General features: G+C 61.5%; 18 protein-coding genes. 3 read left to right on the top strand and 15 right to left on the bottom strand.

Annotated features, from left to right (window positions below; translation table 11 throughout):
- Positions 1 to 111: 111 nt before the first annotated feature.
- Positions 112 to 630: an acyloxyacyl hydrolase gene (locus HX821_RS21600; protein ID WP_003208415.1), complete on the top strand. Its 519-nt coding sequence runs from the start codon at positions 112 to 114 to the stop codon at positions 628 to 630.
- Between the two features lie 137 nt (positions 631 to 767).
- On the opposite strand, the gene HX821_RS21595 is transcribed toward HX821_RS21600, so the two are convergent.
- From HX821_RS21595 to HX821_RS21540, 12 genes are all read right to left on the bottom strand, one after another.
- A complete protein-coding gene (locus tag HX821_RS21595) occupies positions 768 to 1,073 on the bottom strand; it encodes a YkgJ family cysteine cluster protein (protein WP_003208416.1) in 306 nt (101 codons plus the stop codon).
- A gap of 54 nt (positions 1,074 to 1,127) precedes the next feature.
- Positions 1,128 to 1,619, bottom strand: coding sequence for a DUF2878 domain-containing protein (locus tag HX821_RS21590; RefSeq protein WP_063033123.1), 492 nt, complete (start codon positions 1,617 to 1,619; stop codon positions 1,128 to 1,130).
- Positions 1,612 to 2,883: a cyclopropane-fatty-acyl-phospholipid synthase family protein gene (locus tag HX821_RS21585; protein WP_087693767.1), complete on the bottom strand. Its 1,272-nt coding sequence runs from the start codon at positions 2,881 to 2,883 to the stop codon at positions 1,612 to 1,614. The genes HX821_RS21590 and HX821_RS21585 overlap by 8 nt, the downstream gene beginning before the upstream one ends.
- Positions 2,870 to 3,676 carry a DUF1365 domain-containing protein gene (locus HX821_RS21580; protein ID WP_087693766.1) on the bottom strand — a complete coding sequence of 269 codons (807 nt, stop codon included), beginning with the start codon at positions 3,674 to 3,676 and terminating at the stop codon, positions 2,870 to 2,872. Before HX821_RS21580 ends, HX821_RS21585 begins: the two co-directional genes overlap by 14 nt.
- A complete protein-coding gene (locus HX821_RS21575) occupies positions 3,673 to 4,920 on the bottom strand; it encodes an FAD-dependent oxidoreductase (RefSeq protein ID WP_177036373.1) in 1,248 nt (415 codons plus the stop codon). Before HX821_RS21575 ends, HX821_RS21580 begins: the two co-directional genes overlap by 4 nt.
- Positions 4,917 to 5,699: an SDR family oxidoreductase gene (locus tag HX821_RS21570; protein ID WP_008432280.1), complete on the bottom strand. Its 783-nt coding sequence runs from the start codon at positions 5,697 to 5,699 to the stop codon at positions 4,917 to 4,919. The genes HX821_RS21575 and HX821_RS21570 overlap by 4 nt, the downstream gene beginning before the upstream one ends.
- A complete protein-coding gene (locus HX821_RS21565) occupies positions 5,696 to 6,118 on the bottom strand; it encodes a nuclear transport factor 2 family protein (protein ID WP_003208426.1) in 423 nt (140 codons plus the stop codon). Before HX821_RS21565 ends, HX821_RS21570 begins: the two co-directional genes overlap by 4 nt.
- Positions 6,111 to 7,556: a deoxyribodipyrimidine photo-lyase gene (gene phrB, locus HX821_RS21560; protein WP_177036372.1), complete on the bottom strand. Its 1,446-nt coding sequence runs from the start codon at positions 7,554 to 7,556 to the stop codon at positions 6,111 to 6,113. The genes HX821_RS21565 and phrB overlap by 8 nt, the downstream gene beginning before the upstream one ends.
- Positions 7,557 to 8,486 (bottom strand): MerR family transcriptional regulator, encoded by a 930-nt coding sequence (locus HX821_RS21555; RefSeq protein ID WP_177036371.1) that lies wholly within the window; start codon positions 8,484 to 8,486, stop codon positions 7,557 to 7,559.
- Positions 8,487 to 8,489: 3 nt separating this feature from the next.
- Positions 8,490 to 9,461, bottom strand: a complete 972-nt coding sequence (locus tag HX821_RS21550; protein WP_008432288.1) for a DUF523 and DUF1722 domain-containing protein — start codon at positions 9,459 to 9,461, stop codon at positions 8,490 to 8,492.
- A 112-nt stretch (positions 9,462 to 9,573) separates the two neighbouring features.
- Positions 9,574 to 9,789 (bottom strand): TIGR02450 family Trp-rich protein, encoded by a 216-nt coding sequence (locus HX821_RS21545; RefSeq protein WP_003208432.1) that lies wholly within the window; start codon positions 9,787 to 9,789, stop codon positions 9,574 to 9,576.
- Positions 9,786 to 10,772: an NAD(P)/FAD-dependent oxidoreductase gene (locus HX821_RS21540; protein WP_003208434.1), complete on the bottom strand. Its 987-nt coding sequence runs from the start codon at positions 10,770 to 10,772 to the stop codon at positions 9,786 to 9,788. The genes HX821_RS21545 and HX821_RS21540 overlap by 4 nt, the downstream gene beginning before the upstream one ends.
- A 209-nt stretch (positions 10,773 to 10,981) precedes the next feature.
- Between HX821_RS21540 and HX821_RS21535 the strand changes: the two genes are divergently transcribed.
- Together HX821_RS21535 and hemH are read left to right on the top strand one after the other, a co-directional pair.
- Positions 10,982 to 11,881, top strand: a complete 900-nt coding sequence (locus HX821_RS21535; RefSeq protein ID WP_177036370.1) for a TIGR01777 family oxidoreductase — start codon at positions 10,982 to 10,984, stop codon at positions 11,879 to 11,881.
- Positions 11,882 to 11,895: 14 nt separating this feature from the next.
- A complete protein-coding gene (gene hemH / locus HX821_RS21530; protein ID WP_134325751.1) occupies positions 11,896 to 12,921 on the top strand; it encodes a ferrochelatase in 1,026 nt (341 codons plus the stop codon).
- Between the two features lie 344 nt (positions 12,922 to 13,265).
- On the opposite strand, the gene HX821_RS21525 is transcribed toward hemH, so the two are convergent.
- The 3 genes from HX821_RS21525 to algW all read right to left on the bottom strand — a co-directional run bounded on the left by HX821_RS21525 (position 13,266) and on the right by algW (position 17,372).
- Positions 13,266 to 13,985: a DUF4198 domain-containing protein gene (locus HX821_RS21525; RefSeq protein ID WP_177036369.1), complete on the bottom strand. Its 720-nt coding sequence runs from the start codon at positions 13,983 to 13,985 to the stop codon at positions 13,266 to 13,268.
- Between the two features lie 12 nt (positions 13,986 to 13,997).
- Positions 13,998 to 16,109 carry a TonB-dependent siderophore receptor gene (locus tag HX821_RS21520; protein ID WP_177036368.1) on the bottom strand — a complete coding sequence of 704 codons (2,112 nt, stop codon included), beginning with the start codon at positions 16,107 to 16,109 and terminating at the stop codon, positions 13,998 to 14,000.
- A 108-nt stretch (positions 16,110 to 16,217) separates the two neighbouring features.
- Positions 16,218 to 17,372, bottom strand: coding sequence for a Do family serine endopeptidase AlgW (gene algW / locus HX821_RS21515; RefSeq protein ID WP_003208442.1), 1,155 nt, complete (start codon positions 17,370 to 17,372; stop codon positions 16,218 to 16,220).
- Positions 17,373 to 17,404: the final 32 nt, after the last annotated feature.

Below are 17,404 nucleotides of genomic sequence, written 5' to 3'. Positions count from 1 at the left end.
AAAAACGTGAAATAACGCCTTTATCCGCTGAACTTCTGGCTATACGGCAGCTTCTATAGCAAGTTAGCCGGTACAAAATCATACAACTTCGTTCGGAAGGGATGTTTCTCTATGAAGCGCTTGTTCTGTTTGGCTGCGATTGCGGCCGCAATGTTGGGGCACTCTTTTTCCGCACAGGCGGCAGGCCTGGAACTTGGGGTGGGAAGTACGAGCGATTCGACCATGACCTATCGGTTGGGGCTGACCTCGGACTGGGATAAAAGCTGGTGGCAGACCGATACGGGGCGCGTGACCGGGTACTGGAGCGGCGCCTACACCTACTGGGACGGTGACAAGCGGGCCAGCGTCAGCAGCCTGTCGTTCTCGCCCGTGTTTGTGTATGAGTTTGCCGGGGAGAGGGTGAAGCCGTACATCGAGGCCGGCGTGGGTGTGGCCGTGTTCTCCCGCACGCGGGTTGAAGACAACAATATCGGCCAGGCTTTCCAGTTTGAAGACCGGCTGGGCTTTGGCTTGCGCTTTGTCGGTGGCAGTGAAGTGGGGATTCGGGCCACCCATTACTCCAATGCCGGGATCAGCAGCAATAACGATGGTGTAGAGAGTTATTCGCTGCACTACACGCTGCCGTTGTAGTTTTTTAAGCACACTGCAAAACCATTGTGGGAGCGGGCTTGCTCGCGAAAGCGGTATATCAGCCACGAATCAGTTGACTGACACACCGCTTTCGCGAGCAAGCCCGCTCCCACATTGGCTACTCATTGGTTCCGAAATCAGCGATACACCGTCGCAATCCCCTGGCGCTCATCGATGCACTCCGGCGCGCCCATCTCGAATTCCCGGCAGATCAGCGGCCGCTTCTCGTAAATCGTGCACATCATCGTGTCGCGGTCCAGCGCCGCGCACCAGCCGTCATCCAGGCGCAGCATGACTTCGCCGCCCCAATCGTCGGTATCGATAAAGCGATCGGGCACGCCGGTATCGGTGATCAGCATGACTTCCAACTGGCAGCAGCATGCGGCGCAGGTGGAGCAGGTGACGGCAGGTTCGGCGATTTGGGTATGGGGGATGTTGGTCATAGGCGCGCAGTGTAAGGCAAGCGGCTCATAGGTGTGTGAAAGGCCTGACGGACGTCAATGTGCCAACTGCCTAGCAACCCAATGCAACAACGGAAAAATCATCCCCCAGAGTAACGCCAGGCCGATGACGGTCGGCACGGTGCCATAGCCGAAACTCACCCCCGCCAGTTGGCTGCCCGCGTAATAGGACAACGGCCCGCCCACCGCCCCCAACAAACTCGCACGCCACCAGGGCTGCGCGCTCCAGGCCAGGCAATGGCGCAGCGTGGTCGCCAGCAATGCCCACAACAGGATCAGCCACAATGGTGCCAACGGTCCGGGCAGGCTGAAATGAAACACGCCGAATGCTCGTAGCACGGTGTCGATCACGGTGCCCAACAAGGTGACGGCAAGAATCACCTGGCCTTCCGCTGACCACGAACTTATCCACAGCAGGTGGATTACCAGCACCGCCAACCCCACCAACAGCCACAGACTGTCGCCGCCCAGCACACAGGCAAACCAGCCGCACTGGAACAGCACGGCATTTGCCAGTGGTTTAAGCATCAAAGCGCCCGAGCAGTGGCTGGGTCAGCGCCGCCGGCTTGGCCAGCAGCATCTGCGCGGTGCCGATGGTGCGCTCCATAAAGCCGCCTTCGCAGTAGCACAGGTAAAACTCCCACAGCCGCAGGAAGTATTCGTCGTAGCCCATTTCCGTCAGGCGGCTGTGGGCGCGGCGAAAGTTCTCATGCCACAGGCGCAGGGTTCGCGCGTAGTGCAGGCCGAAGTCCTCCATGTGCAGCAGGTTCATGTCAGTGTCGCGGCTGACGACCTCCAGCATCTTCTGTACACAGGGCAGGGCGCCGCCGGGGAAGATATAGCGCTGGATAAAATCCACGCTGCTCTTGGCTTGTTCGTAGCGCTGCTCGCGAATGGTGATCGCTTGCAGCAACATCAGGCCGTTGCTCTTGAGCAACTGCGCGCACTGTTTGAAATAGGTCGGCAGGAAGCGGTGGCCCACGGCTTCGATCATCTCGATCGACACCAGCTTGTCGTACTGCCCGGTCAGGTCGCGGTAGTCCTCCAGCAGCAACGTCACCTGATTCTGCAAACCCAGGGCCTCGATGCGTTTTTCAGTGTAGGCAAACTGCTCTTTGGACAGGGTCGTGGTGGTGACCTTGCAGCCGTACTGCTGCGCGGCATAAATCGCCATGCTGCCCCAGCCGGTGCCGATTTCCAGCAGGTGGTCGGACGGTTTCAGCGCGAGCTTCTGGCAGATGCGTTCCAGCTTGTTCAGTTGTGCCTGTTCCAGTGTGTCATCGGCGGTGAGGAACTGCGCGGCCGAATACATCATGGTCGGGTCGAGGAATTCCTCGAACAGGTCGTTGCCCAGGTCGTAGTGGGCGGCGATGTTTTTCTGCGAGCCCTTGCGCGTATTGCGGTTGAGCCAGTGCAGGCCCTGGGTGAAGGGCCGCGCCAGTTTGGCCAGGCCACCTTCCAGCGCATCCAGCACGTCGAGGTTGCTGACCATCACCCGTACCACGGCGGTCAGGTCCGGGCTGCTCCAGTAACCATGGATAAATGCCTCGCCGGCGCCGATGGAGCCGTTGGCCGCCACCAGCCCCCACACGGCTGAATCGAGGATCTGGATCTCCCCCAGCAGGTGCGCTTCCCGTGCGCCGAAGACTTGCCGTTCGCCGTCCTCGATCACCACCAACTGGCCGTGGCGCAGTTGGCCGAGCTGGCGCAGCACGGCTTTGCGCAGCAGCGCGGCGGTCATGCCGTTGACGTTCAAGCGGTTGGATTTGACCGATAAGCTAGGGGATTTCATGGCGGCGATCCTTGGTGTACCCGACTGCGGTGCGAGAAGCGCCTTCGGCGGCGTGGTGGGAAAAAATCGGCGTGCGTTTAAGCAAGAGGCGCAAGGCCTGCCAATAAATGGCCAGGCAGGTCTTGGCGGTCATCCACGGGAAGCGCCACAGGTAGCGGTGCAGGCTGGCGCGGTTCAGGGCTTCGCGTTGCAGGCTCAAGGTGGCGTCGAAGACTTTCAGTTCGCCCTGCCAGTCGGCCATGTGCACGCCGAGCCTGGCGGCGGGCGGGCTGAAGCTCATGCGGTATTCCAGGTCCCGGGGCAAGAACGGCGACACATGAAACGCCTTGGCCACGGCGAAGTGCTGATGCTCACCGGCAGGCAGCGCCTGGGCCGGCAGCACGTAGTGATAGCGCTCGCGCCACGGGGTGTTGGTCACTTCACAAAGGATCGCGGCCAGCGTTCCGTCGGCCTCGAAGCAGTAGAAGAAACTCACCGGGTTAAAGGCCAGGCCCCAACTGCGGGCCTGGGTCAGCAGGCAGATAACGCCCGAGGGGATGCGCCCCAGGGCCTTGCCGACTTCTTGGCGCACGGCATCGGTCAAACTCATGCCGTGACGGGTCAATTCACGCAGGTAATCCTGCTGGCGAAACGCGAACGGCGCCCAGCGCTCACCCGCCAATGGCGACAAGCCGAACACTTCGTCCTGTTCGCTGAGGTCCAGGTACAGCAGGCCGATCCGGTACCGAAAGGCATGGCCCTTTGGCGTAAACCGCCGATGGGCGATCCAGCCGCTGTACAGGGCGCTGTTCACAGGATTTCCCCGAACGCCTTGGCCACGCGCAATGCGCTGACCACGCCGTCTTCGTGGAAACCGTTGGCCCAGTAGGCGCCGCAATAATAGGTGTGCTGCGCGCCGTGCAGTTCTTCCCAGCGCGCTTGGGCGGCCACGGCGGCCAGGCTGTATTGCGGGTGGGCGTAGGTGTAGCGGGCGAGGACTTTGAGCGGGTTGATCAGCGCCGTTTGATTGAGGCTCACGCAAAAGGTGGTGGTGCTGTCGATGCCTTGCAGGATGTTCATGTCGTAGGTCACCGCCGCCTGTTTTTGCGCGCGGCCATCCAGCCGGTAATTCCAGCTGGCCCAAGCCAGTTTGCGCTCGGGCAGCAGACGGGTATCGGTGTGCAGGACGACGTCATTGTCGGCGTAGGGTAGGGCACCGAGGATCTGTTGCTCGGCCAGGCTCGCATCCCCCAGCAACGCCAGGGCCTGGTCGCTGTGGCAGGCGAACACCACCTTGTCGAATGCCTCGCTGCCGGCGGCGCTGTGGATAACTGCGCCGATGGCTGAACGCTCAACCCGGGTGACCGGGCAATTGAGGCGGATATTTTCGCGGAAGGACTGGGTCAGCGGTTCGATATAGCGGCTGGAACCGCCTTCGATCACGCACCACTGCGGCCGGTTGCTCACCGACAACAAGCCATGGTTCTTGAAGAACCGCACGAAGAATTGCAGGGGAAACCCGAGCATGTCAGCCAGGGACATCGACCAGATCGCCGCGCCCATCGGCACGATGTAGTGCTGGATAAATCGCTGGCCGTAGCCGCCCGCTTGCAGGTACTCGCCCAGGGTCATCTCGGCGCTGATGCGTTGCTCTTGCAGGTCCAGGGGCGCCTGGCGGTTGAAGCGCAGGATATCGCGCAACATGCCCCAGAACCCCGGCGACAGAATATTCCGGCGCTGGGCAAACAGGCTGTTGAGGTTGTTGCCGTTGTACTCGAACCCGGCGTTCGGGTCGCACACCGAAAAGCTCATCTCGGTGGGTTTGTACGTCACGCCAATTTGCCCCAGCAGCTTGATGAAGTTGGGATAGGTCCAGTCGTTGAACACGATAAAGCCGGTGTCCACCGCATGGCTTTTGCCTTCCACCGTGACATTCACCGTATGGGTGTGGCCGCCGATGCGGTCGCCCGCTTCGAACAGGGTGATGTCGTGGCGGCGACCGAGCAGGTAGGCGCTGGTCAGCCCGGCAATGCCGCTGCCGATAATGGCGATCTTCACAGGTCGTCCTTTCTCGGCGGCGGGCTGCGCAGCATGCGTTTGCCAATGATCAACTGGACGCGGTTCGGCAGTTTCGACAGTGGCCACAAGGCGGCAATAAACAGGGCAGGGAAGGCAATTTCCAATGGACGGTTTTGCAGCTTGGCGAAGATATGTCGCGCGGCCTTGTCTGCCGGCCAGCTCAGGGGCATCGGGAAATCATTGCGGGCGGTCAGCGGCGTGTCGACAAACCCCGGGCTGACCACGGTGACGTCGATCCCTTCAGGCGACAGGTCGATACGCAGGGACTCGAACAGGTAACGCAGGCCGGCCTTCGACGCACCATAGGCTTCCGCCCTGGGCATCGGCAGGTAGGTCACCGCACTGGCCACACCGACCAGGTGCGGTGTATGACCGGCGCGCAACAGCGGCAGCGCGGCCTCGATGCAGTAACTGCTGGCCAGCAGGTTGGTGCGCACCACGTGCTCGATGATCGAGGCGTCGAATTGCCTGGCATCCACGTATTCGCAGGTGCCGGCATTCAGGATCACCGTATCCAGCGAACCCCAGGCCACCGCGATGTGTTCACCGATCTCGCGTACGGTCTGGCTGTTGGTCAGGTCGCCGGCCACCACCAGCACTTGCCCGGGATATTGCTGGGCAAGCTGTTCCAGGGGCGCCTTGGAGCGGGAACTGAGGGCCACATGGGCACCGCTTTCGAGCAGCGTCTTGGCCAGTTCGGCCCCGATGCCACTGCTGGCACCGGTCAACCAGTAACGACGTGGAAGGTTAAGGCTCATCCCATTCTCCTTTTCAGCCAGCTGACCACACCGCCAAGGACCGGCACGTGTTCATACAGCAACTGTCCAGCGTCAAAATAATCCCGGTGGCGATACACCTTGTCGCGCCACAGCAGGTGCGAGCAGCCTTCCACACGAATCACTTCGCCCTTGGCCAGGCGCGGGTGGCAGAAGCTCATTTTCCAGCGCAGGTAGCCTTCGCCTTCCGCCACTTGATCAAAGCCATGGAAGTCAAAGCGCAACTGGGTAACGTTGTCGTACAGCTCGGCGAAGTAGCGGTGCAACGCCGGCAGCCCGTGCACCTCGTGCAGTGGGTCGGTGAAACTGATGTCCTGGCTGTACAGGCCGTCGAGCAGGTGCAGGTTGTGCTTGTCCACACTGGCGAACACCTGGGCGAAGCGGCGCAGGAAATCACTCATAAGCACCTCCGACCGCCTGGCGTGAAGGCAGGCTGCGGAAAGCGGCGAGGGCGCGCTCGCGGGATTTTTTCAAATCGACGATAGGACGAGGATAGTCGGCCACACCAAACAGGCCGCCCACGGCGTCGGGGTTGTGCACTTCCTTTTTGTTCAGCGCCGCCAGTTGCGGCAGCCAGTGCTTGATAAATACACCTTCGCCGTCGAATTTTTCCGATTGGCTCAAGGGGCTGAAAATCCGGAAGTACGGGGCCGAGTCGGTGCCGGTGGACGAGCTCCACTGCCAGCCACCGTTGTTGGCTGCCAGGTCGCCGTCGATCAGGTGACGCATGAAAAAGCGCTCGCCTTCGCGCCAGTCGATCAGCAGGTTTTTGGTCAGGAACATTGCCACCACCATGCGCAGGCGATTGTGCATCCAGCCGGTTTCCAGCAGCTGGCGCATGGCGGCGTCGATGATCGGCAGGCCGGTGCGTGCTTCCTGCCACGCTTTCAAGTCTTCCGGGCTGTTGCGCCAGGCCACGGCTTCGGTCTCCGGGCGGAATGCGCGGTGGCGCGAAACCCGTGGGTAGCCCACCAGAATATGTTTGTAGAACTCGCGCCACAGCAGCTCGTTGATCCAGGTAATCGCGCCGATGTCGCCGCTTTCGAATTCACCCTGGTTGCTTTGCAGCGCGGCATGCAGGCACTGGCGCGGTGAAACCACGCCCGCTGCAAGGTAGGCCGAAAGCTGGCTGGTACCGGGCTTGGCCGGGAAGTCGCGTTCGTCCTTGTAGTAGCTGATTTGTGCGTCGGCGAACTGGTCGAGACGGCGCCGGGCTTCGGCTTCGCCGGCAGGCCACAGGGCGCGCAAGGCTTCGCTCGGGGTAGCGAAGCCCTCGACGTGATCCGGAACCTCGTCGCTTTTGAGTTTGAGCGGTGCCTGCGCCTTGGGAGTGGCGACCAAACGCGGCAAGGCGCCATGCAGGCGGCTGTAGCAGACCTTGCGGAACTGGCTGAACACCTGGAAGTAGGTGCCGGTCTTGGTCAGCACGCTGCCGGGCTGGAAAAACAACTGGTCCAGATAGGTGTGGAACGTGATGCCTTGAGCTTCGAGGGCCTTGGCCACGGCGGCGTCGCGGCGCTCTTCGTGGATGCCGTATTCGTCATTGACGTGCACCGACTCCACCGACAGTTCCTGGCACAGGCCTGCCAAAACTTCAGGTGCTTGATCCCAAGTGTCGGCATGGCGGATCAATAACGGAATGTTCAACTCGCCCAGCGCCGAGCTCAAGCGCTGCAGGTTGCGCAGCCAGAAATCGACCTTGCACGGCGCGTCATCGTGGGCCAGCCATTGCCCGGGGCTGATCAGGTAGACGGCCGCTGTCGGGCTACGCTGTGCGGCGGCGGCGAGGGCGGTGTTGTCATGTAGGCGCAGGTCGGTGCGCAGCCAGATCAAGTGCATTTAAATAAGTCCACGCTGGATCAGTACCTGATGGGCCGACAACGGGTCTTCGGCCAGGAGCAATTCAGGAATCTCTTGGGTTAATACGGACAGCTCCGCCTGGTGGATGCATACCGTTGGTCCGGTTATCAGTTTTGGGCAACTGAAGCCGCTCAACAGTTTGCCCAGCACCGAGGTATGGAGTGCCTTGCTCGAATACAGCAGTACCGCGCGGGGTTGCAGATGCTCGACGGCCAGGGCCAGTTCGCCCACCGGCAATGGCCAGTCGAAAACTTCCACCGGGCAATCGGCGCTGCTGGCGAGCCAGGCGGTGAGCCACAGGTGCGGCTCCAGCGGCAGGTCGGAATGGTTGATCAGCAGCAGGGGGGCGCCGTTGAGCTGGCGGTTGTTGTGATACATCCGCGCACCGAATTTGCTGCGCAGCCAGGAATAGAAAAATACCCGTTCCATCTGCGCGCCGAACTGGCCTTGCCAGCGCAGTTCGAGCTCCTTGAGCAACGGCAATAACAGTTGCTCGCACAAGGTGCGCGGCGGGTACAGCGCCATGGCCTGGTTGAAGGCATCATCCACCCGGCGCTCGGCCAGTTCGCTGATGGCCTGCACCAGGTGCTGGCGGCGGTTGAGCCATTCGTTTTCCACCGGCGGTTCGCTGGTGGCTTGCACGGTGTCGATCAGGCTCTTGACCTGGCTGACCGGCACACCGCGGTTGAGCCAGGTCAGGATGGTATGGATGCGTTGCACGTGCTCGGCACTGAACAGGCGGTGCCCCTTGGGCGTGCGCTGGGGCACGATCAGGCCGTAGCGGCGCTCCCAGGCGCGCAAGGTCACGGCGTTGACGCCGGTCTGGCGCGCCACTTCGCGGATCGGCAGCCAGCCTTGTTCGATGGCCTCGGCGATGTCTTCGCCAGGTTCTTGCAGGGGAAAAGTCATAGGTTAAATCGCATTACGCAGGCTGAGGTTTTCCGGGTGCGGTTGCAGGTAGGCCTGCTGCGCGATATAGCGGTCCGGATGCTGGCGAAAGTGGTGCTTGAGCAGCGTCAGCGGTACCACCAGCGGCACGATGCCCTGGCGGTATTGGCTGATGATGGTCTGCATTTCCTGTTTGTCTTCGGCGCTGATGGCTTGCTTGAGGTAGCCGCTGATGTGTTGCAGCACGTTGGTGTGGGTGCCGCGTGTGGCGCACTGGGTCAGGGCGCTCATCAGTTCGCTGAAGTAGCCGGCGGCCAAGGCGCCCAGGTCGACGTCCCTGGGCATGCTGCCCAGCAGGTTGCCGAGGCTTTTGTAATGCACCGGGCTGTGGGCCATCAGCAGGTATTTGTAGCGCGAGTGAAATTCCAGCAGGCGGTGACGGGTCAGGCCTTCGGCGAGCAGTTGCTGCCAGGTGGCGTAGACGAACACCCGGGTCAGGAAGTTTTCCCGCAGCACCGGGTCATTCAGCCGACCGTCTTCTTCCACCGGCAGGTTGGGGTGGCGCGCACAAAACGCCTGGGCGTAGATGCCGCGCCCGCCGCCGTCGATGGGCATGCCGTTGTCCTGATAGACCTTGACCCGTTCCAGGCCGCAGGACGGGGATTTCTGCATGAAGATGTAACCGCAGAGGTCGGTGTGTTCAGCAGCCATTTGCTGGCCGTAATCGTCCAGCGGCTGGGTCACGTTAAGTTCGCGGTTTACGGTGCCAACGGCCTGGGGATTGAGCGGGTCGCCCACCAGGCGAATCGGCTCGCGGGGAATGCCCAGGCCAATGGCGACTTCAGGACACAGCGGCACGAAGTCGAAATAATCGGCCAGGGTCTGGCTACACAGCTGGGATTGTTTATGCCCGCCGTTGAAGCGCACGTTCTCGCCCAACAGGCAGGCGCTGATGGCGATTTTCGGTTTGCCGGTGGCGGGCAGGGTGCTGGACATGGCCAAACCTCGATGAAATTCCTGTACAGGGTTAAATTCCTGTACAACTTAATCTCATCATAGGTTTGAAGCTGTACAAGTCAAATAATTTGTACAGGTATTTGCGGAATGGCTATTTCCAGCCGATTTTCCAGTCTTCGGCGTTTTGCAGGGTTTGCCAGGCCAGGCGCTGCACGCGATGGCTCATCACGGCTTCCAGCTCGATTTCCTGCACATCGCCTTCGTCATCACGCAGCAGTTTGGTCACCAGAAAATGTTTTTCCTTGTGCTGCGGGCGGGCTGCTGTCCACTTCGACAGCAGCAACTTGGCGGGATTGATGCGGTTCATCGCAGGTGCTCGATCAACCGCCGCGCCGCCTCCTGGCCGCTGAGCCACGCGCCTTCCACGCGGCCCGACAGGCACCAGTCGCCACACACGTACAAGCCCAGGTCGGCGTCGGCCAGCACGCCAAATTCATGGCTGGTGGACGGCCGCGCGTACAGCCAGCGGTGGGCGAGGGTGAAGGATGGCGCCGGCATGGCGCTGTGCAGCAGTTCGGCAAAGGCGCCGTGCAGGTGTTCGATCACGGCTTCCTTGGACAGGTCCAGGTGTTGCTTGCTCCAGGTGCTGGTGGCGTGCAAAACCCAGGTGTCGAGGGTGGTGTCGCGCCCCGGTTTGCTGCGGTTGCGCGCCAGCCAGTCCAGCGGGCTGTCCTGGACGAAGCAGCCTTCCATGGGCGTATCCAGCGGCTTGTCGAAGGCCAGGGCAATGGCCCAGGTCGGGTCCATCTTGACCCCGGCGGCGACACTCGCCAGCTTGGGCGCAGCGGCCAGCAAGGCAGTGGCCTGGGGCGCCGGGGTGGCGATGATCACGTGGCTGAACGGGCCGTGGCTTTCGCCGTCGGCGTCCAGCAGGTTCCAGTGATGTTTGCCCTGGAACACTTCGGTGATGCGGCAACCGAACTGCACCGGCAAGTCATCGAGCAGGGCGCGGGTGATCGCGCTCATGCGCGGCGTGCCGACCCAGCGGATCTGTTCATCGGGGGAGGGCGTCAGTTGGCCGGACTTGAAGTTGTACAGCTGTGGCTTCCATTGCTCGGCGCAACCATTGGCCTGCCAGCGTTGAACCTCGTTGACGAAGCGCCGGTCGCGGGCGGTGAAGTACTGTGCGCCCATGTCCAGCGAGCCCGCATCGCTGCGCTTGCTGGACATGCGACCGCCACTGCCGCGGCTTTTATCGAAGAGTTGTACAACGTGCCCCGCGTCTTTCAACGCTCGGGCGGCGGAGAGACCGGCGATGCCGGTGCCAATGATCGCGATGGGAACAGTCATGGGAGGCCTCGTTTTACCGTTGGGTACAGACTACGCCGACACCAATAGCTGTACAATATTGTTTTTTGGTATAAGTTTTGGCGTACCTGATCGTTTGGCGTGACCTATGGTTAAACCTGAAGGTTTAACCAGCGTTGCGCCCGATTAAAACATCCCTGTTTATAAAATAGACTAACGGTGGTCGGCGAACGTTACACGAGGAACAACTCATGCACATTTTGCTGACCGGCGGTACCGGTTTGATCGGCCGTCAACTTTGCCAATACTGGCTTGCCCAGGGCCATCGCCTCACGGTCTGGAGCCGCCATCCCGAACAAGTGGCTAAATTGTGCGGCGCCCAGGTGCGTGGCGTCGCCCGCCTGCAGGACATAAACGAGGCGGTGGACGCGGTGGTCAACCTGGCCGGCGCGCCGATTGCCGACCGGCCCTGGACGCATAAACGCAAGGCGCTGTTGTGGAGCAGCCGTATCGGCCTCACCGAAACGCTGCTGGCCTGGCTTGAGGACCTTGAGCACAAACCGGCGGTGTTGATCTCCGGTTCCGCGGTGGGCTGGTACGGCGACGGCGGTGAGCGCGAGCTGACCGAAGACAGCGGCCCGGTGCAGGACGATTTCGGCAGCCAGTTATCCATTGCCTGGGAAGAAACCGCCCAGCGTGCCGAGGCATTGGGCATCCGCGTAGTGCTGGTGCGTACCGGGCTGGTGCTGGCGGCGGAGGGCGGCTTTTTGTCGCGGCTGTTGCTGCCGTTCAAACTGGCGCTGGGCGGGCCTATCGGCAATGGTCGGCAGTGGATGCCATGGGTCCATATAAAGGATCAAATCGCCCTGATTGATTTTCTTCTGCACAAGACCGATGCCAGCGGTCCTTATAATGCCTGCGCGCCACACCCGGTACGCAACCTGGAGTTCGCCAAGACCCTGGGCAAGGTGCTGCACCGCCCGGCGTTCATGCCCATGCCGGCGTTTGCCTTGCGCATCGGCCTGGGCGAGTTGTCCGGTTTGTTGCTGGGTGGCCAGCGGGCTTTGCCGCAGCGGCTGTTGGCGGCCGGTTTCACTTTCCAGTTCACTGAGTTGCATGCGGCCCTGGACGACTTGTCCAGCCGCCTCTAGAGATAGGATGTTGCATGACGGATCACGCGTTGTTACTGGTCAACCTGGGTTCACCGGCGTCCACTTCGGTGGCGGATGTGCGCAGCTACCTCAATCAGTTCCTGATGGACCCTTACGTCATTGACCTGCCATGGCCGGTTCGGCGTTTGCTGGTGTCGCTGATCCTGATCAAGCGCCCGGAGCAATCGGCCCATGCCTACGCCTCGATCTGGTGGGACGAAGGCTCGCCGCTGGTAGTTCTTAGCCGTCGCTTGCAACAACAGATGACTGCACAGTGGACCCAGGGGCCGGTGGAGTTGGCCATGCGCTATGGCGAGCCGTCGATTGAAAGCGTACTGACTCGGCTGGCGTCCCAAGGCATCCAGAAAGTGACCCTGGCGCCGTTGTACCCGCAGTTTGCCGACAGCACCGTGACCACGGTAATCGAAGAGGCCCGGCGCGTGGTGCGGCACAAAAAGTTGGCGATCGAGTTTTCGATTCTGCAGCCGTTCTACGATGAACCGGAGTACCTGGACGCCTTGGCCAACAGCGCCAGAGCCTATGTGGAAGAGGATTTCGATCACCTCCTGCTGAGCTTTCATGGGTTGCCCGAGCGCCACCTGAAAAAGCTCGACCCTACCGGGCAACACTGCTTCAAGGACGCCAACTGCTGCCAGAACGCCTCTCCCGAGGTGCTTGCCACGTGCTATCGCGCGCAGTGTTTCAGCGTTGCGCGGGATTTTGCCGAGCGCCTTGGCTTGCCGGATGGCAAATGGTCGGTGGCGTTCCAGTCGCGGCTGGGCCGGGCCAAGTGGATCGAACCGTACACCGAGGCACGCCTTGAAGCGTTGGCTCAGCAGGGCGTGAAGAAGCTGCTGGTGATGTGCCCGGCGTTTGTTGCGGACTGCATCGAGACACTGGAGGAAATTGGTGATCGCGGCCTGGAGCAATTCCGCGAAGCGGGGGGCGAGGAGTTGGTGTTGGTGCCGTGCCTGAACGATGACCCGCAGTGGGCGGCGGCGCTCAATACCCTGTGTGAAAGAGCGCCGGTCGCGCTGTAATCAAGCCGAGTGAGGACTGAATGTGGGAGCGGGCTTGCTCGCGAAGGCGGTGGGTCAGTTAATGAAGATGGCGACTGACACACCGCTTTCGCGAGCAAGCCCGCTCCCACATTGACTGTGCCCACTCTGAATTTTCGGTGTTACTCGTGATGCGGCTCGCCCAGGAAGGTCAGGGAACTGGAAAGAGCGCCGGTTGTACTGTAATCAAGCCGAGTGAGGACTAAATGTGGGAGCGGGCTTGCTCGCGAAGACGGTGGGTCAGTTAATGAAGATGGCGACTGACACACCGCTTTCGCGAGCAAGCCCGCTCCCACATTGACTGTGCCCACTTTGGATTTGCGGGGTTACTCGTGATGCGGCTCGCCCAGGAAAGTCAGGGAACTGAACAGTCCGCGAGTCGCGACATCAGCATTGTCTTTGAGCGGGATTTCCACCTGCGCCGCAATCACATTCAATCCTTCATTTCTCACCAGCACCTGGGCGCGACCGTCTTTATCGGTCTCGGTGCTCAGGGTGTTCGGTGCGTTGCGATAGTCTCCGATCAGCTTGACTCCTGCCGCCGGCTTGCCATCCAGCAGCACCCGTACCGGCAGTGATTTACCCGGGCCGACCGTCAGCGGATCAACTTCCGGCAAGATCAGTAGCTTGATCTGATCCAGCTTCGGCACCTTCGCCCCCGGCTGGTAGATCGCCAGGCTGTACTTGAAGGTCTGGGTCGACTCAATCGCCCCCGGCACCTTGCTGCGGCCCTCGTTGATCCACTTCTTGTCAGGCGTCTGTGACCACATCCCGTTATCCAGGGCGACCGCCAATACAGCCGGCGATTTGAGCGGCTTCAGGCGCGCATGGTCGGGCAGACGTTCCACGGTCACCGGGATCATTTTGCCGCCCGCGTCATAAGCCCAGGCGCCGCTGATTTTCTGCGCCTTGAACGCGTTGTCTTCGGCGCCGTGGCCGTAGATCACTTCGATATTGCCGCGCCGTTGTTCGGTCCACAGTCCGTGGGCCGAGACTTGGGTGGCAAACAGCAGGCCGAGCACGGCCAGGAATTTGAAGGCTTGCATGGTGACGTCCTTTTACAGGTTGAGGGTCAGGCTGACGGTGAAGTTGCGCGGCTCGCCGGGATTGACCCAGTAATTGCTGTAGGAGCGCTCGTAGTACTTTTCATCGAACAGGTTGTTGAGGTTCAGGCCCACGGTGACGTTGTCGCTGGCCTTGTAATGGGCCAGCAAATCGACGGTGTGGTAGGCCGGTAATTCAAAGCTTTTGCCGGCTTCGCCGGAGCGGTCGCCGACGTAGGTAAAGGCCGCGCCGAGGTCGGAGCCGCGCAGCAAGCCGTCCTGGAATTCATACACTCCGAGCAAGCTGGCGCTGCGTTTGGCTACGCCGAGAATCCGGCTGCCAGTGGGGATGGCTTTGTCGCCTTTGGTCACTTCGGCGTCGATGTAGGCAAAGGCGCCGATCACCCGTACGGCGTCAGTCACCTGGCCGGTCAGTTGCAGGTCAAAACCCTGGCTGCGGGCCTTGCCCATGGCGCGCTGTGTGTCGGTAGCCGGGTCCAGGGCCAGGACATTTTCTTTCTCGATATGGAAGGCGGCGAGGGTGGTGCTCAGGCGGTCGTCGAACAGCTCGCTCTTGATCCCGATTTCATACCCCACGCCTTCTTCCGGCTTGAAGGATTTGCCGTCGGCGTCCAGGCCATTGTTGGGTTTGAACGAGGTGGAGGCGTTGGCGAACAGGCCCACTTCAGGCGTCAGTTGGTAGAGCAGGCCGGCGCGTTGGGTCAGGGCGTCGTGGGTCTGCCGGCTTTTGGCATGGTTGCGGCTGAAGTCGTCGGTGCGCTGCTCGAAGTGTTCGAACCGCGCGCCGATCATCCCCCGCAGGCGGTTGGTGAAGATGATCTGGTCCTGCAGGTTCAGCGCCTGGCTTTTCACCTGTTCGAAAAAGTCAGTGCCGGAGCGCTTGCCGTTCGGTTTGGGCTGGCCATAGACCGGGTCATAGATGTCGATGGCGTAATCGCCGCCGGCGATGGCGGTCACCCGTTCTTTCTTGCGGTAGTCCTCGTACTCGGTGCCGATCAGCAATTCGTGCTGCCAACTGCCGATGTCGAACCGACCGCGCAGTTCGAGCTGGGTGATGCTGTCATGCCAACCGGTGGAGCGCTCGCGGTAGCGGCGGCTGAGGGTGTGGCCATCGGCATCCAGCGCGCGGTTTTCCGAGGCGTTGCCCCACAGGCTGCCTTGTTTGTAATGGCTGGCCAGGCGCAGTTGCCAGGCATCGTTGAGGTGATGTTCGAGGCTGGCTTGCAGGCGGTTGTTGTGGTTGCGGATATCGCCGTCGTCGGGCTCGCCGAGAAAGGTCGAGCGGGAGACGCCGCTCCAGCGGTTGTTGGGCGCGACGATGCCGCGGTCGAAAGTGGAGCGGTGACGCACGAATTCACTTTCCACCAGCAGGTGTGTGTCCGGGTCCAGTTGCCAACTGATGGAGGGCGCGACGAAGACCCGCCTGGCTTCAACTTGGTCGCGGAAGCTGTGGTTGTCTTCCACCGCCAGGTTGACCCGCGATAACACGTTGCCCTCGCTGTCCAGCGGCGTGTTCACGTCCAGCGCGGTGCGATAGCGGTCCCAACTGCCGGCGCTGGTCTGCAGTGTGGTGAAGGCCTCGGGCTGCGGCTTTTTGCTGACGATATTCACCGTGCCGCCTGGGTCACCACGGCCATACAGGCTGGCGGCGGGGCCCTTGAGCACCTCGATGCGCTCGATATTCGCCGCGTCCGGCGTGCTCGGGTAACCGCGGTTGGCGCTGAAACCGTCCACGTAAAACTCTGACGTGGTGAAGCCGCGAACGCTGTATTCGTAGAGCGTCAGGCCGCCGAAGTTGTTCTGTTTGGACACGCCGCCGGCAAACTCAAGGGCACGCTCGACGTTGGTGCTGCCCAGGTCGTTGAGTACCGAAGCGGGAATCACGCTGATGGACTGTGGGATATCCCGCAAGGCGGTGTCGGTTTTTGTGGCGCTGGCGGAGCGGGTAGCGCGATAGCCCTTGACCGGGCCGGTGGCTGATTCGTACGCCTCGCTGGTGATGCGGGTGGCTTCCAGTTCAACGGGGGCGGTGTCTTCGGCGTAGGCCGGGTCCACCAGCAAACCCAGGGCGATTCCCGCCAGCCGGGCAAATCTTCGAGACGGCATGATAGAGCGTTCCAATAGCGATATTGAAACAATATAACATGACTAATGAGAATGAATTTCTTTTGAAATATTAGGTAACAGGAGCCCGCGAACGGGCTCCCGAAGCCGTTATTCCTCTTCTTTCACCGGTGCAGGCGGCGGACGCAGGCCGATTTCAGCCGACAGCTTGATTTCCTTGCCATTGCGCATCACCTGGATCGCCACCTTGTCGGTGGGTTTGATCCGCGCCACCTGGTTCATCGACTTGCGACCATCCCCGGCCGGCTCGCCGTCGATGCTGAGGATCACATCCCCCAGTTGCAGGCCGGCTTTCTGCGCCGGGCCGTCGCGGAAGATCCCGGCGACCACGATGCCAGGGCGCCCGGTCAGGCCAAACGACTCGGCCAGTTCCTTGGTCAGCGGCTGGACTTCAATCCCCAGCCAGCCACGAATCACCTGGCCATGCTCGATGATCGACTTCATCACTTCAGTGGCCAGCTTCACCGGAATCGCGAAACCGATGCCCTGGGAGCCGCCGGACTTGGAGAAGATCGCGGTGTTGATGCCGGTCAGGTTGCCGTTGGCATCCACCAGCGCGCCGCCGGAGTTGCCCGGGTTGATCGCCGCGTCGGTCTGGATGAAGTCTTCATAGCTGTTGAGGCCCAACTGGTTACGCCCGGTGGCGCTGATGATGCCCATGGTCACGGTCTGGCCGACGCCGAAGGGGTTGCCGATGGCCAGCGCCACGTCACCTACGCGCAGCCCTTCGGAGCGCCCGATGGTGATCGAGGGCAGGCCTTTCAAATCGATTTTCAGCACCGCGAGGTCGGTTTCCGGGTCGCTGCCGACCACGCGGGCCAGGGTTTCCCGGCCATCACGCAGGGCCACCACAATCTGGTCGGCGCCGGTGGTCACGTGGTTGTTGGTGAGGATGTAGCCTTCCGGGCTCATGATCACGCCGGAGCCGAGGCTGGATTCCATGCGCCGCTGCTTGGGCGAGTTGTCGCCGAAATAGCGACGAAACTGTGGGTCTTCAAACAGCGGGTGCGCCGGTTTGTTGATGACCTTTGTGGTGTACAGGTTGACCACGGCGGGGGCGGCGATCACCACCGCATCGGCGTAAGTCACCGGGCCTTGTACCACCGCGCTGGTTTGCGGTGCCTGTTGCAGGTTGACATCGAGGGTCGGCAGGCCGACCAGTTGTGGATAACGCTGAATAATCAGCATCGCGATCAGCACGCCAGCCAACAATGGCCATCCAAAAAAACGCAGTGCCTTGAGCATGAAGAAAAATCCTGACAGGTTGCAGGGGGCGG

The sequence above is a fragment of the Pseudomonas sp. B6001 genome (assembly GCF_013386015.1).
Lineage (GTDB): Bacteria > Pseudomonadota > Gammaproteobacteria > Pseudomonadales > Pseudomonadaceae > Aquipseudomonas.
This window is presented reverse-complemented; position numbering and strand designations above follow the sequence as displayed.

What these genes read in the sequence shown, in the direction of transcription:
- HX821_RS21595 (WP_003208416.1), bottom strand. Translation starts at nt 1,073, where the DNA reads ATGACCAACATCCCCCATACCCAAATCGCCGAACCTGCCGTCACCTGC.
- HX821_RS21535 (WP_177036370.1), top strand. Translation starts at nt 10,982, where the DNA reads ATGCACATTTTGCTGACCGGCGGTACCGGTTTGATCGGCCGTCAACTT.
- HX821_RS21520 (WP_177036368.1), bottom strand. Translation starts at nt 16,109, where the DNA reads ATGCCGTCTCGAAGATTTGCCCGGCTGGCGGGAATCGCCCTGGGTTTG.
- HX821_RS21555 (WP_177036371.1), bottom strand. Translation starts at nt 8,486, where the DNA reads ATGACTTTTCCCCTGCAAGAACCTGGCGAAGACATCGCCGAGGCCATC.
- HX821_RS21570 (WP_008432280.1), bottom strand. Translation starts at nt 5,699, where the DNA reads ATGAGCCTTAACCTTCCACGTCGTTACTGGTTGACCGGTGCCAGCAGT.
- algW (WP_003208442.1), bottom strand. Translation starts at nt 17,372, where the DNA reads ATGCTCAAGGCACTGCGTTTTTTTGGATGGCCATTGTTGGCTGGCGTG.
- phrB (WP_177036372.1), bottom strand. Translation starts at nt 7,556, where the DNA reads ATGCACTTGATCTGGCTGCGCACCGACCTGCGCCTACATGACAACACC.
- HX821_RS21585 (WP_087693767.1), bottom strand. Translation starts at nt 2,883, where the DNA reads ATGAAATCCCCTAGCTTATCGGTCAAATCCAACCGCTTGAACGTCAAC.
- HX821_RS21540 (WP_003208434.1), bottom strand. Translation starts at nt 10,772, where the DNA reads ATGACTGTTCCCATCGCGATCATTGGCACCGGCATCGCCGGTCTCTCC.
- HX821_RS21550 (WP_008432288.1), bottom strand. Translation starts at nt 9,461, where the DNA reads ATGTCCAGCACCCTGCCCGCCACCGGCAAACCGAAAATCGCCATCAGC.
- HX821_RS21545 (WP_003208432.1), bottom strand. Translation starts at nt 9,789, where the DNA reads ATGAACCGCATCAATCCCGCCAAGTTGCTGCTGTCGAAGTGGACAGCA.
- hemH (WP_134325751.1), top strand. Translation starts at nt 11,896, where the DNA reads ATGACGGATCACGCGTTGTTACTGGTCAACCTGGGTTCACCGGCGTCC.
- HX821_RS21590 (WP_063033123.1), bottom strand. Translation starts at nt 1,619, where the DNA reads ATGCTTAAACCACTGGCAAATGCCGTGCTGTTCCAGTGCGGCTGGTTT.
- HX821_RS21600 (WP_003208415.1), top strand. Translation starts at nt 112, where the DNA reads ATGAAGCGCTTGTTCTGTTTGGCTGCGATTGCGGCCGCAATGTTGGGG.
- HX821_RS21525 (WP_177036369.1), bottom strand. Translation starts at nt 13,985, where the DNA reads ATGCAAGCCTTCAAATTCCTGGCCGTGCTCGGCCTGCTGTTTGCCACC.
- HX821_RS21565 (WP_003208426.1), bottom strand. Translation starts at nt 6,118, where the DNA reads ATGAGTGATTTCCTGCGCCGCTTCGCCCAGGTGTTCGCCAGTGTGGAC.